Annotated in this window: 12 protein-coding genes, 2 tRNA genes and 1 pseudogene; 9 read left to right on the forward strand and 6 right to left on the reverse strand. The window is 64.9% G+C overall.

Annotated elements, in window-relative coordinates:
* Together A3E77_RS03970 and A3E77_RS03975 are read left to right on the forward strand one after the other, a co-directional pair.
* Nucleotides 1-298: pseudogene (locus tag A3E77_RS03970) on the forward strand (MBL fold metallo-hydrolase); the annotation flags it as partial.
* Between the two features lie 16 nt (nt 299-314).
* Nucleotides 315-575 (forward strand): DUF1467 family protein, encoded by a 261-nt coding sequence (locus A3E77_RS03975; RefSeq protein WP_293643544.1) that lies wholly within the window; start codon nt 315-317, stop codon nt 573-575.
* Between the two features lie 250 nt (nt 576-825).
* Here A3E77_RS03975 and A3E77_RS03980 read toward each other — a convergent pair whose 3' ends face one another.
* Both A3E77_RS03980 and A3E77_RS03985 read right to left on the reverse strand, forming a co-directional pair.
* Nucleotides 826-1,293 carry a GNAT family N-acetyltransferase gene (locus A3E77_RS03980; protein WP_293643545.1) on the reverse strand — a complete coding sequence of 156 codons (468 nt, stop codon included), beginning with the start codon at nt 1,291-1,293 and terminating at the stop codon, nt 826-828.
* Between the two features lie 152 nt (nt 1,294-1,445).
* On the reverse strand, nt 1,446-3,800 hold the full coding sequence (locus A3E77_RS03985; RefSeq protein WP_293643546.1) for a coiled-coil domain-containing protein: 2,355 nt from the start codon (nt 3,798-3,800) through the stop codon (nt 1,446-1,448).
* A gap of 68 nt (nt 3,801-3,868) precedes the next feature.
* On the opposite strand from A3E77_RS03985, the gene A3E77_RS03990 reads away from it, so the two are divergent.
* Together A3E77_RS03990 and A3E77_RS03995 are read left to right on the forward strand one after the other, a co-directional pair.
* A complete protein-coding gene (locus tag A3E77_RS03990) occupies nt 3,869-4,165 on the forward strand; it encodes an Hpt domain-containing protein (protein ID WP_293643547.1) in 297 nt (98 codons plus the stop codon).
* Between the two features lie 189 nt (nt 4,166-4,354).
* Nucleotides 4,355-5,671, forward strand: coding sequence for a tetratricopeptide repeat protein (locus tag A3E77_RS03995; RefSeq protein ID WP_293643548.1), 1,317 nt, complete (start codon nt 4,355-4,357; stop codon nt 5,669-5,671).
* Between the two features lie 82 nt (nt 5,672-5,753).
* On the opposite strand, the gene A3E77_RS04000 is transcribed toward A3E77_RS03995, so the two are convergent.
* Nucleotides 5,754-6,227, reverse strand: coding sequence for an Lrp/AsnC family transcriptional regulator (locus tag A3E77_RS04000; protein ID WP_293643549.1), 474 nt, complete (start codon nt 6,225-6,227; stop codon nt 5,754-5,756).
* Between the two features lie 199 nt (nt 6,228-6,426).
* Here A3E77_RS04000 and A3E77_RS04005 point away from each other — a divergent pair, with 199 nt between their 5' ends.
* From A3E77_RS04005 to A3E77_RS04025, 5 genes are all read left to right on the forward strand, one after another.
* A complete protein-coding gene (locus A3E77_RS04005; RefSeq protein ID WP_293643550.1) occupies nt 6,427-8,037 on the forward strand; it encodes a histidine kinase dimerization/phospho-acceptor domain-containing protein in 1,611 nt (536 codons plus the stop codon).
* Nucleotides 8,038-8,060: 23 nt separating this feature from the next.
* The gene (locus A3E77_RS04010) at nt 8,061-9,098 is read left to right on the forward strand and encodes a polysaccharide deacetylase family protein (protein WP_293643551.1); all 1,038 of its coding nucleotides are present in this window, start codon (nt 8,061-8,063) and stop codon (nt 9,096-9,098) included.
* A gap of 68 nt (nt 9,099-9,166) precedes the next feature.
* A tRNA-Ile gene (locus tag A3E77_RS04015) sits at nt 9,167-9,242 on the forward strand.
* Between the two features lie 145 nt (nt 9,243-9,387).
* Nucleotides 9,388-10,863, forward strand: coding sequence for a M20 family peptidase (locus tag A3E77_RS04020; RefSeq protein WP_293643552.1), 1,476 nt, complete (start codon nt 9,388-9,390; stop codon nt 10,861-10,863).
* A gap of 149 nt (nt 10,864-11,012) precedes the next feature.
* The gene (locus A3E77_RS04025) at nt 11,013-11,297 is read left to right on the forward strand and encodes an excalibur calcium-binding domain-containing protein (protein ID WP_293643553.1); all 285 of its coding nucleotides are present in this window, start codon (nt 11,013-11,015) and stop codon (nt 11,295-11,297) included.
* 50 nt (nt 11,298-11,347) lie between these two features.
* Here the strand turns inward: A3E77_RS04025 and A3E77_RS04030 are convergent.
* The 3 genes from A3E77_RS04030 to A3E77_RS04040 form a co-directional block, all read right to left on the reverse strand.
* Nucleotides 11,348-11,424, reverse strand: a tRNA-Pro gene (locus tag A3E77_RS04030).
* A gap of 39 nt (nt 11,425-11,463) precedes the next feature.
* Complete coding sequence (locus A3E77_RS04035; protein WP_293643554.1) at nt 11,464-11,832, reverse strand: hypothetical protein; 369 nt, start codon at nt 11,830-11,832, stop codon at nt 11,464-11,466.
* A gap of 157 nt (nt 11,833-11,989) precedes the next feature.
* On the reverse strand, nt 11,990-13,198 hold a 1,209-nt coding region (locus tag A3E77_RS04040), incomplete at its 5' end, for a M28 family peptidase (RefSeq protein ID WP_293643555.1).

Below are 13,198 nucleotides of genomic sequence, written 5' to 3' on the forward strand. Positions count from 1 at the left end.
CGATGGCGAGACGATCAACGAGCGCCGCAAGCTGTCGCTGAACGGCCATATCACCGTCGCAGTCATTTTCTCCGGCAAGCGATTTGTCGAAAGCGCGGTGAGCTATCGCGGCGTGCCGGTCGAGGATGAGCGGGAGGCCTTTGTCGACGAGATGCGCGAAGCCGCCGAGCAAGCGGCGACCGGACCGGCCCGCGACGAAGAAAAGCTGCGCGAGGCGATCCGCCTCGGCGTGCGCCGCGTCGCGACGGACTGGACGGGCAAGAAGCCGGTTGTCGATGTGATGCTCGTCAAAATCTGATCGGGGAACGACCGCAATGAAATGGACTTCGGCGCTCGCCATCTACTTGTTGTTCTGGGCGTTCAGCGCCTTTTTCGTGCTGCCCTTCCACGGCCGCCGCGCGAGCGATGACGCGACGCCGCTCGTGCGCGGACAGGAGCCCGGCGCGCCGGCAAGCTTCCGCCCGGGGCGCGTCCTGTTGCAGATGACAATCGCCGCGACCGTCACTTTTGCCCTTTATTACATCGCCTATGTCAACGGCTGGGCCGACCCGGACGTGCTGACCGGGCGGGCGTGATACGCGCGACCTGATCCGCGATGCGGCCGACAGGATCGCCGTGTCATGATCCAAAGTTCAGGAAAAGTCAGCCTTATGCGTCCCGCGATCTGGATTTCGATCGACCGGATGAACGAGACGGATGAAGGCTGGCACAGCCGAATAATGTAGGAAAGGCCCTTTTGACGGCGATGTCTGATTTGGGGTGGGGAGCAGAAATGCAGCTCTTGAGGTAAAAGCGCCTTTCAAGCGCAGAAAACGAACACTTCGCTTAGAGTTTCTTGATCACGCGAACCGTTTCAGGCTGGAAGCCCGCGCGCTCATAGAACTTGAGAGCGTGTTCGTTACTGGCAAACACGTCGAGAGCAAGTCGACTGAAGCCCATTTCCTTGGCCCACCGTTCCGCTTGCTTCACAAGTGACTGAGCGACGCCTTTGCCCTCATGTTCTCGTTCGACTGCCAAGAGGGCGATGTAGCCGCAGGCCTCACCTAAGACATCGTCCGAGCCTTCGCGGACATTGACATAGCCGATCCTCTTGCCTGTTTCCTCGATCGCCAGGAAAGTCGCGTTCTTTGCACCATCCGCTCGCCAAGCTGTGGCTGTGAAAGCCTCCTGAAATGATCGGACGTCAGTCGAGGAGTGGGTGGGAGCGGCGATCACTTCAGTCAGCCGAGGATTTAGCCCCTCGATAAACCTTCGATCTTCTTCGTCGCATTCTGATCTGATCGAAAACGGCATCCTTGGTCTTTCAAAGCTTTAGAGGCCCGACAGTCAGCAGTGCGCAACGCTGGCGCGGTTATGGCAAGAGACTCGTAACGTCCGGTTTTCAGCGAATTAACGATCACCGGGAGCGTCCGCAACTGGTCGTTACCCGCGGCTCGATTGGCCCGTCAGCCCCGCAGCCGGTCGATCGCTTGAGCCAAGGCGACGTAAAGCTTGCCGATGTCCGACGATAGCAGGGTCACGCTGATCGCCGACCCGTCGCGGGCGCCGATCAGCAGGCGCAGCATCGCTTCAAAATCGTGGATGAACTGGTTGACCGCGGCGTGGAAGCTGTCGTCGGCCTGATAGATGCGCAGGATTTCCTTTGCCTCGCTATTGTCGACGAGTTTGACCGCGCGTCGGGCGAATACCCCGCGATCGCCCTTCAGATAAGCGTCCCACGCGGTGTCGCTGACTTCGCTCGACAAGATCTTGGTCACGTCGATCGCGGTGGATTTCAGCGCCTCGGTAAGCAGCCCGACCTGTTTCGCGAGCGAGTCGCGATCCGACGCCGCTATCGCCTGTTCGGCCTCGCTGACGCGCTGCTCGACGCTGGCGCTGGTGTCCATGATCGTGATCAGTTGGCGCATCAGCCGGTCGGCGGCGCCGTTGGCGGCGGCCACCGCCCGCGCCGATGCTTCCTCGATGGCGTTCAGTTGCGCCATGACTTCATTCTTAAACGCTGCGTCGATTGCGCCGGTCGCGGTCGCCTGCATTGCGTCGCGCGCACCCGACACCAGCTTTTCGAGCGTCAGCCGTGCTTCGTCGGCGGCCGAATCGGCGGTCGCGCGAACCTCGCCAAGCGTTGCGATCATCCGAGCGCCGCCCTGTTCGGCAAATTCGTCGGCGCCGTCGCGCAGTTTGGCGAGCGCAGCCTCGGCATCCGCGAGCGAGGTGTTGATGCGATCGACCAGTTGCTGCTGGCTGGCCGCATGGCCCGCCATCTGTTCCTCGTTCGCCTTGAGCGTGGCCTGGACGGCATTGACGTGCGAGGCCGTCGACTGGGCCACAAGTTCGGAGGCTTCGAGCATCGGGCGAAGCTGCGACAGCGCCGTCTGCGTGGTCTTGCCGTGCGAGGTGATCCGATCGAGCGCGTGGGGCACCGTTTCGTCCAGTTCGCGCGTCACCGCGTCGAGCGCGAGCAGCAGCGATTCGGCATGACTGATTAGCTGGTGTGCCGACGCGTTGCCGCTCTGCACTTCCTGCATGAAGGCGCCAAGCTGCGCCTTGGTATCGTCGATCGCGCGCCCGATGACACCGGTGCTCGCGCTGACGCTGACGTCGAGTATCTCCAGCTGGTCGCCCACCTCGGCGACATGGCGGGTGATCCGCGACGCCAGTGCGTCGCTGGCGTCGGCATGAGCCGAAAGCTGAGCGCCCATGGCATCGCCGGCATCGCGCGCCGCCGCCAGTTTGCTGTCCATTTCGGCGGCGGCGGTATCGACCCCTTCGCGAAACTGCCGCCAACTCGCCTCGATCTGGTCCGTCATCGCGGCGATGGTCGATGCCATGTCGTCGCGCGCGGTCGCGGCGACGTCGGTCAGGGTCGCGAGTGCCGCGCCCTGCGCGTCGGACACCTGTGCAGAGGCCGCGAGCAAGTCCGATTGGGTTTCTTTCGTCTGTTCCTGGAGCGCGACGATCGCCTCGAGGATCGCTGCGGTCGATTCCTGTCCGGTTTGCGCGGCTTTCGACGCTTCGTCGCCCAGCGCGGCGAGCTTCGCCTCGAGATTGGCGCCTTGCTGGTGCGCGACAAGCCCCGCCTCGCGGAAATTGACCGCCAGCCGCTGCGCCACATCGTCGATCCGGGGCAGGCCGGCGAGCAGCCCGTCCATCCGCTGCATGGCAACGTCGCCCGAACGGGCGAGTTGGTCGTGGGCGTTGGCGATCACCGACGCGTTGCTTGCCAGTTTGTCGCTGCTTTCGCCAAGCCGCATCACGGTATCGAGGCCAAGCTGCTGCACAATCTTTGCCTGCTCGCCAAGCTGTCGCTGCGCGTCGGCCAAGTGCAGACCGAGCGAATGCATCGACTGGTTGAGCGCCAGGTTTTCGTCGCGGAGCGCGCCGGCAATGCGGGCGAAACGGGCCTGTTCGGATCGCCCGGAGCGCAGCCAGACCATCCACAACAGCGTCAGCAGTGTCAGCGGCATCGCAATGGTCGCGATCAGCGCGGGCCAGTCGGCGAGCGCCGGAGCGCGCGAAAGGCCGTCGGTGGCGACGGTGAGCGCGAAACCCGTCCAGCCGACCCCCAGAAGGACGAGCACCGCGGGCGCCGCGCGATCGCGCCAAGTCGATGGCGGAGCCGCGTCGATCGATTCGGTGTTTTCGAGCGATGACATGTCGAGCCAGTCGCGTTCGGCAGGCGCAGCCGTTTCGGGCGCGACCACGGTTTCGGGCGCCACCACCTCTGCCGGTGCCGCGCTGTCCGCTGCCTGGTTTGCCGCGGAATCCCGCCACAATCCGACGATCTTCTTTTCCCCCGTCATCCACGCATCTTAGCATCAAATGGCCGCCATGAAACGGAAACTTAACCACAAGATGCCAACGCTGTGGAATGTCTTTCGACAGCGGCCCCCTCGATCGGTATCTCAGCGCAGCGTTCGGCGACGATCCGGCGATGGCGATGGACCTGCGTTCGGCCTTTATGGGCAGCGCGCGTGACCTGGCCGACCTGATGCGCCGCGCCCGCTGTGACGCCAATTGGGAGGTGGCGGCGCTCCGGCTGAAGGGGCTTGCCGCGACGTTCGGGATCATCCCGCTGATCGAACTGGCCGAACAGGCGATGGCCGGCGCGCCCGGCGATCCTGCCGTATTGCGCGAGATTAACCGGACGATCGACGCGCTGGCCTGAGCGGGGCAGGCCACCGGCAGACCGGGTTCAATTCCCGTTCAGCCGCGGGCTTTCATTGAAATATCGATGCCGACCGTCTTGCCTTGGCAACGCGACGGGTTTAGCCGCGTTTACGACGCGCGGCCGAACCTGTGTGCGCCAAGCCTGAGGTGCGCAACGACGGCGGCCGAGTTCTAAGGAGAGATTTCGATGTTCAACCGTTTCCGCTCGATGCCCGCAACGGCGATGGCCGCCGTGCTGGGCTGCGCGCTGATGACGACCGCGACGCCGGCCGCCGCGCAGAAGAAGGAAAAGCCGAAAAAGGAAGAAGCGGCGAAGGGCAAGGGTCTGTCCGCCAGCAAGGGCTTTGCGCCCGCGCTCAAGAAGATGACCGATGCGACGGGGGCAAAGGATGCCGCAGCGTTGCAGGCGGCACTGGCCGAAGCGCAAGCGAGCGCGTCGACGCCCGACGACAAATATCTTGTGGCTTTTTACCAGTTGCAGGCCGGAATCCTGGGCAAGGACCAGACGTTGCAGGCGCAGGGGCTCGACACGATGATCGATTCGGGCCTGACGCCGCCCGAAAATATTGCGGTGTATAATTTCTACTCGGGCAATTTTGCCTATGGGGCGAAAAATTACACCAAGGCGATCCAGCGCCTGGAGGCTGCAAAGGCGGCGGGGTCCACCGAAGCCGCGCTGGCGCCGATGCTGATGGATTCCTATCTCAACGGCGGACAGATCGACCAGGGCTGGGCAATCGCCAAGGCGGGCATCGATGCCGCGCGCGCTGCGGGAACCAAGCCGTCGGAAGAACTTTATGTTCGTCCCGCGCAGGCGTTTCAGAAGGCGAACCGGACGAACGAGATGCTCGACGTGCTGGCGATGCGCGTCCAGGATTATCCGACGGCCGCGACGTGGCGCAACACGCTGTATATCCTGTTGCAGCAGTCGGGCGGCGACAAGGAACTCAACCTTGACGTTCTGCGGCTGATGCGCGCCACCAATTCGATGACCCAGCGTCCCGAATATCTGGAATATGCGGCGCTCGCCACCGAAGCCGGCTTTCCGGGCGAAGTGGTCGCAGTCGTCAGGCAAGGCCAGAACAGCGGCACGATTCCCCGGAACGACACCCATTTCGGGTCGATCCTCGAATCGCAGGGCCCGCGCGCCACGACCGACGCGGCGGCGGTGGCGGCCGATGCCGCCAAGCCGGCGACCCTTGCCAATGCAAAGGTTGCGCGGTCGGTCGGCGATGCCCTCGTCGGCAACGGCGAAGCGGCCAAGGCCATTCCCTTGTACGAAGCCGCGCTGAAGGCGGCGCCGGGCGACAATCTGGTGCAGTTCCGCCTGGGCGTCGCACAGGCGCTGGCCGGACAGGGTGACGCGGCGGTAGCAAGCTTTGCAAAGGTGCAGGGCAATCGCCAGCGGCTCGCGCAGCTCTGGTCGATCCGCGCCAAGGCCGGTGCGGCCCCGGCGGCCGCGCCCGCTGCGGCACCCGCGGCGGCTCCGGCTACCGGCAGCTAAGCCTGCGCCCACACAAAAAGGGGGCGCCGTTCCGGATTGGAGCGGCGCCCCTTTTTGTGTCCGGTAACGCCCGGCGGGGCGATCAGGGTTCGACCGGAATCCCGGCCAACTGCTTTGCGGTGCGAATGGTCAGCGAGGTCTTGACGCTCGTGACGTTGGGCGCCGAGGTCAGGTGCGCGGTCAGAAAGGACTGGAAGCTTTGCAGGTCGCGTGCGACGACCTTGAGCAGGAAATCAATCTCGCCGTTCAGCATATAGCATTCGCGCACTTCGGCGAGCCCGCCGACATAATCCTCGAACGCCTTCAGATCCGATTCGGCCTGGCTGCGCAAGCTGACCATCGCAAAGACGGTGATGCCATAACCGAGTTTCGCGGCATCAAGGTCCGCGTGGTAGGAGCGGATGACGCCCGACTCCTCCAAAGCGCGCACGCGGCGGAGGCAAGGAGGGGCCGTCAGCCCCACCATCTGTGCCAGTTCGACATTCGTCATCCGCCCGTTTTTCTGCAGCTCGCTTAGTATCTGCAAATCAATCTGATCGAATTTCTGACTAGCCATCGTTGAAACATCCGCTTTCCAAAACTGCGGCGACCATAATATTATTTCAGCCGAATGCAATTGTCCCACAATGTGACGTGAAGATCGAAGGCACTTTCATGACCGGGGGATTCACGCTAGCCGGTAATCATATGCTAACCAACGACCGAGGGTGTGGGGCTGACTTCGCGTGACTGTTGACTCGATGATTGCGACCATCTTGCGTCAAGCGCCGGCGGATCGCCGAGCGAGCATCGTCGCGTGGCGGCAACTCACCGATATTCTGGCTCAGCGCGGCAATCAACTGGGCGATGCCGATATTCGCCGCAGCCTTCATGCGCTTGCCGTGCTGCGGCCCGATATTCCGGAAACCGTCCGCCGCGATTGCGCGCGCGCCATCGCGCGGCACGGCCGGTTTGCCCCGCTCGTCGCTTTTTACGCCAATGATGTTCCGGCGGTGTCGGCGATCATGTTGCGCGATGCGCGGCTGCCCGAAGCCGACTGGCTTGCGCTGCTGCCCGCCACCGGCGCGATGGCGCGATCGGTGCTTGCCGGGCGCCGCGACCTGCCGCGCGCCGTCACCCGGGCGCTTGCCAGCCTGGGCAGCGGATCGGTCGCGCTGCCGCAGCCTGCGACAATGGCCCAAGACGACCCTGTTCCGGCGACGGAAATGCCGGTCGCGGCCGAGGCAGAGGCCGGGCCGAGCCAGATCAGCGAGCTGGTGCGCCGGATCGACAAATATCAATCGACGCGGAGCCAGCCCGACCTTCCCCGCGCGCCGCGCGCCGCGTTCCTGTTTGAAACCGGCGCCGACGGCGTGATTCACTGGGTCGACGGTGTCACCCGGGGCGCGGTGATCGGCCTGTCGATTGCCGAGGCGGCCTTTGGCGGCGAGCCCGGCACCGACGGCGTGGCAGCGGGCGCCTTTCGCCAGCGCGCCGAAATCATCAACGCACGCATGTTGCTCGAAGGCACACCGGCCGAAGCCGGCGAATGGCGGTTTTCGGCGCTTCCATGGTTTGATCCGGCGACGGGGCAGTTCCGCGGCTATCGGGCCAGCGCGCGGCGGCCGCAGCGCAATGAAACCCCCTATGGCCGCACGGCGTCGGAGGATTCGGGCGATTCGATCCGCCAGCTGATCCACGAACTTCGCAGCCCGCTCAATGCGATATCGGGGTTTGCGCAGATCATATCGGGGCAGATGTTCGGCCCGGTGAACCAGAGTTATCGCGCGATGGCCGAAACGATCGTCGCCGATGCGGCATCGGTCCAGTCGATCATCGACGATCTGGAGACCGCGGCGCGCACCAGCGTCGCCGTCGCGGCGCCGCTGCCCGAAGAGGTCGTCGATATCGGTGCGATTGTGACCCAGGTCGAAAGCGATCTGGCCGCGCTGCTGGCCGACCAGCGCGTCGACCTTAGCATTTCGCGCGTCGGCGGGCCGTTCCTGGGGCTGGCGGGCGATGCCGCGACGCGGCGCATGGTCGGCCGCCTGCTGACGGCGCTGATCGATGTGTCCGAACCGGGCGCGATACTGGTCGGCCAGCTGGTCACCGAATCGCGCCACGACGACATGCTCCAGCTGCGCATCGTGCGGCCCGCGACGATCCGCTTTGCGACCGCCGCCGACCTGCTCGATCCCGGTTTCAGCCCCGAAGGCGAAGCCCCCGGGGCCGCGGTGCTCAGCCTCGGTTTTTCGCTGCGGCTGGTCGACAGCCTCGCGCGCGGCTGCGGCGGACGCCTTGATATCGGGCATAACGCCTTGACGTTGCACCTGCCCTCCGCCAACTCGAAGGCCGAAGTCGGGCTGGAGGTCCAGCAAGGCGAATAGACCCGGGGCGGGGCAAAGTGGACATGGTGCAGCCTTCGGGCAATTTCTTTGCATATCCGGCGGCCGCGGACCTGATCGAACGCGAAGCGGGCGCGCGGCCGCGCTTCTGGGTCACGATCGACACCGAAGAGGATTTCGACTGGGAGGCACCCTTTGCACGCACCGGATACCGGCTCGCGTCGGTGCCGGCGCTGGCCGATTGCCAACGCTATTTTGAACGCGGCGGGGTGAAGCCCATCTATCTGGTCGACTGGCCGATCGTGGCCGACGACCGCGCCGTCGGAATACTCGGCGCGGCGCACGATGCCGGTACCTGCGAAATCGGGGCGCAGCTTCATCCCTGGGTGACGCCGCCGTATACGGAGGAGGTGAATGCCCGCAACAGCTATACGGGCAATCTTCCAGCCGATTTGCAGCGCGCGAAGATGATGGCGCTGCGCGACGCGATACGCGACCGTTTCGGGGGCGCGCCGACGGTCTATCGCGCCGGCCGCTATGGCCTTGGCCCCGATAGCGCGACGATGCTCGCCGAACTCGGCTTTCGCTGCGACACGTCGGTGCGGTCGGGTTTCGATTATCGCGCAGGCCATGGTCCCGATTATCGCGACGCGCCGCTTTATCCCTGGTGGGTTCATACGAGCGAGGGCGCGATCCTGGAAATGCCGGTGACCACCGTGTTCGGCGGCGCGATCGGCAAGGCGGGACGCCCGCTGTACCACCGCCTCGCGCGGCGCGGCACGCACGTCGGGGCGGCGCTGGCGCGGCTTGGCCTGGTCGAACGCATCGCGCTGACCCCCGAAGGCATTCCGGCCGACCGCGCGTGCAAGGCGATCGACATCGCCATCGAGCAAGGTTTGCCGGTGCTGAATTTTTCCTTTCATTCTCCGTCGTTACAGCCGGGGAACACACCCTATGTCCGCAGCGCCGCCGACCTCGACCTTTTCTATCGCTGGTGGGATATCATCCTCGACCATCTTGCCCGCCGCGGCGTCGACGCGACCACCGCGGCCGAGATATTGGCGATGGCCGACCGCCAGTCTGGCGCGATCCCGCCGCGCTGATCGTTGGCGCTTGCCAATTCGGCGCGCGCTCCGCTATCGCCCATCACATCCCCCGCCGGGTGCAAGGGGGGCCTGTAGCTCAATGGTTAGAGCTGGCCGCTCATAACGGCTAGGTTGCGGGTTCGAGTCCTGCCGGGCCCACCATACCCTCCAGGGACCGAGGCGCGTTCTCCGCGCGGTTCCGATCCGGTGCAGCCCGACCGTATGTCGACGGCGAACGCGTTATCCGCATTTTCCTTGCAAAACGAAACCGATCCCGGTCCACTGCGCCGACAGAAGGAGAGGGGACATGGGCAAGCGGCGGGCGATCCTGATCGGGGGGCTGGCGATTGCGGCGATCGTGGCAGTGACGGCGGCGGTGCGCACCGCAACCTTCGCGCCGGGCGACATCGCCGATGGAAGCGATATCCGGCTCGCGGCCGCGCCGACCTATGACCTGGACGCCGCGGTCGCGCATCTGAGCGCGGCGGCGCAGATCAGGACCATCTCGCACCAGGACCCGGCCGAAGACGATGTCGCCGAATGGGACCGCCTGCACGGCTGGCTCGCGACGACCTATCCCGCCATGCACCGCGCGATGACGCGCACCATCCTGCCCAACCGGACGCTCATCTATCATTGGCCGGGCAGCGACGCGTCGCTCGCGCCGATCATCGTCATGGCGCATCAGGACGTGGTGCCGGTCACCGAGGGGACCGAGAAGGATTGGAAATATCCCCCCTTTGCGGGAACGATCGCTGAAAAGGCGGTCTGGGGCCGCGGCACTGTCGACGACAAGGGATCGCTGATCGCCTTGTTCGAGGCGCTGGAGGCCTTGGCAGTGCAGGGCTTCGCACCAAAGCGCGGCGTCTATCTGGTGTCGGGGCATGACGAGGAAGTCGGCGGTTCGGGCGCCGCGGCCGCGGCGGCAAAGCTGAAGGCAGAGGGCGTGCGCGCGCTTTATACGCTCGACGAGGGCAGCGTGGTGTTGCGCGACACGCCGGTGATCAACGGGCCCGCGATCCTGATCGGCGTCGCCGAAAAGGGGTATGCGACGCTGAAGGTCACGGCCCATGCGCCCGGCGGACACAGTTCGATGCCGCCCGCCGAAACGGGCGTGACGACGCTAGCGCGTGCGGTGCTGGCGATCACCGACAATCCCTTCCCGATCGAGATGCGCGGCCCCGGCGCCTCGATGGTCGAGGCGCTCGCGGCGCACAAGGGTGGCACCACCAAGCTGGCGGTCGCCAACCCGTGGCTGCTCGGGTCGGTCCTCAAAAAACAGCTCGCGGCATCGCCCTCGTCGGCTGCGGCCTTTCACACGACGATCGCCCCGACGATGCTGGAGGGCAGCCCAAAGGAGAATGTGCTGCCCCAATCGGCGAGCGCGCTGATCAACTATCGCATTGCGCCGTGGAACAGCTCGGCCGACGTCATGGCACGCGCGAAGGCATCCGTCGGCGACGCGCCGGTCGAGCTGAGCTGGGTCAAGCCGCCCAATGAGCCGTCGCGCGTGTCGTCGAGCAGTTCGCAGGGCTGGAAATATGTCGTTGCCGCGGCGCGCGCCGACGCGCCCGATGCCGTCGTTGCGCCCTTCCTGGTCGTCGGTGCGACCGACAGCCGCAGCATGGCGCCGATTTCCGAGGATGTTTACCGTTTCATGCCGATGCACTTCACGCTGAAGGAAACGGCGATGATCCATGGCACCAACGAACATATGACGATCGACAGCTTCAAGCGGATGATCGATTTTTATGCGCGATTGATCGCGACCTCTGCTGGCTGATCGTATCGCGCGGTCGATTGGGCGAGGCGCTGGGCAAGATCGGCCGGACGTCGAACCGATCATTTACCTTCGAGCTTTAATGGTGCGACATGCTTCGCCGCGCCGCATATCGTCGGACATACCGCAATCGACGCCGCCCATCACCGGCCGTGAATTGGCTGGTCGGGGCGGGCGTCTTTGGAGCGGCGATCGGAGTTGGCTCGGTCGCGACGACGTCGGAGGGGCGCGACATCATCGCCGCGACCGCGAGAGATGCGAGCATAGCGGCCGGCATCATGCGCGAACGCGCGCCACAAGATGGCGATTATTGGCGTCGGTGTGACGATGCCCGCGCGGCCGGCACCGCACCCATCTATCGTGGTGAGCCGGGATATCGCGAACGGCTGGATGCCGATTATGACGGCATTGCCTGTGAGCCGTATCGCGGGCGATAATCGCGAGCCAATCGGGGTTATCGAACACGCGAAACCGGAATTTTTGTCAGTGGTCGGGGAGACAGGATTCGAACCTGCGACATCCTGCTCCCAAAGCAGGCGCGCTACCGGGCTGCGCTACTCCCCGACTACTGGTCCGCGCCTTAGACAGCGCGAGCGCGCAAGTCTATCCCGCCCGGACCGTAGACAAAGAAAAAGGCGGCCTTCCCGAAGGAAGACCGCCCATTTCCGTTTCAGTCAACGCCCCGAAGGGCTGTGACTTACTTAGCTTCTTCAGCCGGAGCAGCAGCAGCGGCCGGAGCAGCAGCGGCGTCGGCCGGAGCAGCAGCGGCGTCAGCCGGAGCAGCAGCGGCTTCAGCGCCGGCAGCAGCAGCGTCGGCACCAGCGGCAGCGGCTTCGGCGCCGGCAGCAGCGGCGTCGGCGCCTTCTTCAGCAACAGCTTCGGCAGCCGGAGCTTCGGTGGTGGCTTCTTCAGCAGCCTTTTCACCGCAAGCGGCGAGGGCGAACATGCTGGCAGCAACAGCGATAGCAGCAAACTTCTTCATGATGTGTGGGCTCCCTAAAATGCCTTTCCGCGCCGGGAAAAGTTTCCCGTAACGCGAGCGGCGGGATTTAGCTGTTCCGCGTGAATCGTCAACAAAAATAATTGAGATGATCGGCGCGCACGGAAATCTGTCATTTCTTGGTAATAGTCATGGAAGCTCGGCATCGCTGCTGTTGGCGAGAATCGCCAAAACTGCCGTCCAGACCACGACATTCTGCCGCAACTGGACGGGATCGACCTTGTCCAGCGTGTCGTCGGGCGTGTGGTGGATGTCGAAATAGCGTGTCCCATCTTGTGCCAGATCGACCGCCGGAACCCCCGCCTGGACAAGCGCGCCGATGTCGGCGCCGCCATTGGCAGGCTGGCGGCCGCGCACGACGCCGAAAGGCATCACGGCGGACGCGAGGCGATCGGCGAGCCCGCTGGCGCTGTCGGGCAGCCTGAAGTCGATCCGCCACACTCGGTCGGCGCCGAAATCGGATTCGAGGGCGACGGCGTGTTTCTCTTTTCCATGCGCGTCGAAATAGGCCTTGCCGCCGAACACGCCGACCTCTTCGGCGCCCGCCCACAGGACACGGATCGTGCGGCGCGGTTGGCCGGCACTCATCACATATTTGGCGGCGGCGGTAATGATGCCGCATCCCGACGCGTCGTCGATCGCGCCGGTGCCGAGATCCCAGCTGTCGAGATGGCACGCGACGAGGACCGGGCTGGCGGCAGGATCGCTGCCCGGCACTTCGGCGATGACATTGCCCGAATCCTGCTGACCGAGGTCGCGCGGTGTCAGCAGCAATTTCATGCGAAGCGGCGCCGCCACATAACCGAGCGGCGTTTCCCGGGTGCGGATCTTCTGGGCGCGCTGCCACTGGCGCACGAGCAGGTCGGCGTCGGGGTTTGAGATCGCGCCCGCCGGGATCGGTTTTACGCCGTCATCGAAATTGGTGACGCCGGTGTGCGGATTGCGATGATCGTCGGTGCCGATCGAGCGGATCACGATCGCCGCGGCGCCTTTTTTCGCCGCAACATTCGGGCCGGTAAACCGGCCGCGGCCATAATATCCATAGCCGCTGCCGTCCTGCGCCCGCGCCATCTGGTGATCGACGAAGACGATCTTGCCCTTGACCATGTGGTCGGGCGCCGCGACGAGCGCGTCATAGCTCGCGAAATAGGCGATATCGCCCTCTATGCCCTTTGCACCGGTCGAGGCGCTGTTGCCGAGCGCCGCAATCGCCAGTTTCTGCGGATGGAACGGCCCGATAAGCGACGCCTCCTCCTCGCCGCGGACCCATGTCGGCATCCGATAGCCCTCTTCGCGGACATTCTGGAAGCCGAGCGCCGTGAGCTTTGCCAGCGCCCA

The sequence above is a fragment of the Sphingopyxis sp. RIFCSPHIGHO2_12_FULL_65_19 genome (genome assembly GCF_001830555.1).
In the GTDB taxonomy this organism is placed as follows: Bacteria; Pseudomonadota; Alphaproteobacteria; order Sphingomonadales; family Sphingomonadaceae; genus Sphingopyxis.

What these genes read in the sequence shown, in the direction of transcription:
- A3E77_RS03980 (WP_293643545.1), bottom strand. Translation starts at nt 1,293, where the DNA reads ATGCCGTTTTCGATCAGATCAGAATGCGACGAAGAAGATCGAAGGTTT.
- A3E77_RS04010 (WP_293643551.1), top strand. Translation starts at nt 8,061, where the DNA reads ATGGTGCAGCCTTCGGGCAATTTCTTTGCATATCCGGCGGCCGCGGAC.
- A3E77_RS04000 (WP_293643549.1), bottom strand. Translation starts at nt 6,227, where the DNA reads ATGGCTAGTCAGAAATTCGATCAGATTGATTTGCAGATACTAAGCGAG.
- A3E77_RS03990 (WP_293643547.1), top strand. Translation starts at nt 3,869, where the DNA reads ATGTCTTTCGACAGCGGCCCCCTCGATCGGTATCTCAGCGCAGCGTTC.
- A3E77_RS03995 (WP_293643548.1), top strand. Translation starts at nt 4,355, where the DNA reads ATGTTCAACCGTTTCCGCTCGATGCCCGCAACGGCGATGGCCGCCGTG.
- A3E77_RS03975 (WP_293643544.1), top strand. Translation starts at nt 315, where the DNA reads ATGAAATGGACTTCGGCGCTCGCCATCTACTTGTTGTTCTGGGCGTTC.
- A3E77_RS04020 (WP_293643552.1), top strand. Translation starts at nt 9,388, where the DNA reads ATGGGCAAGCGGCGGGCGATCCTGATCGGGGGGCTGGCGATTGCGGCG.
- A3E77_RS03985 (WP_293643546.1), bottom strand. Translation starts at nt 3,800, where the DNA reads ATGACGGGGGAAAAGAAGATCGTCGGATTGTGGCGGGATTCCGCGGCA.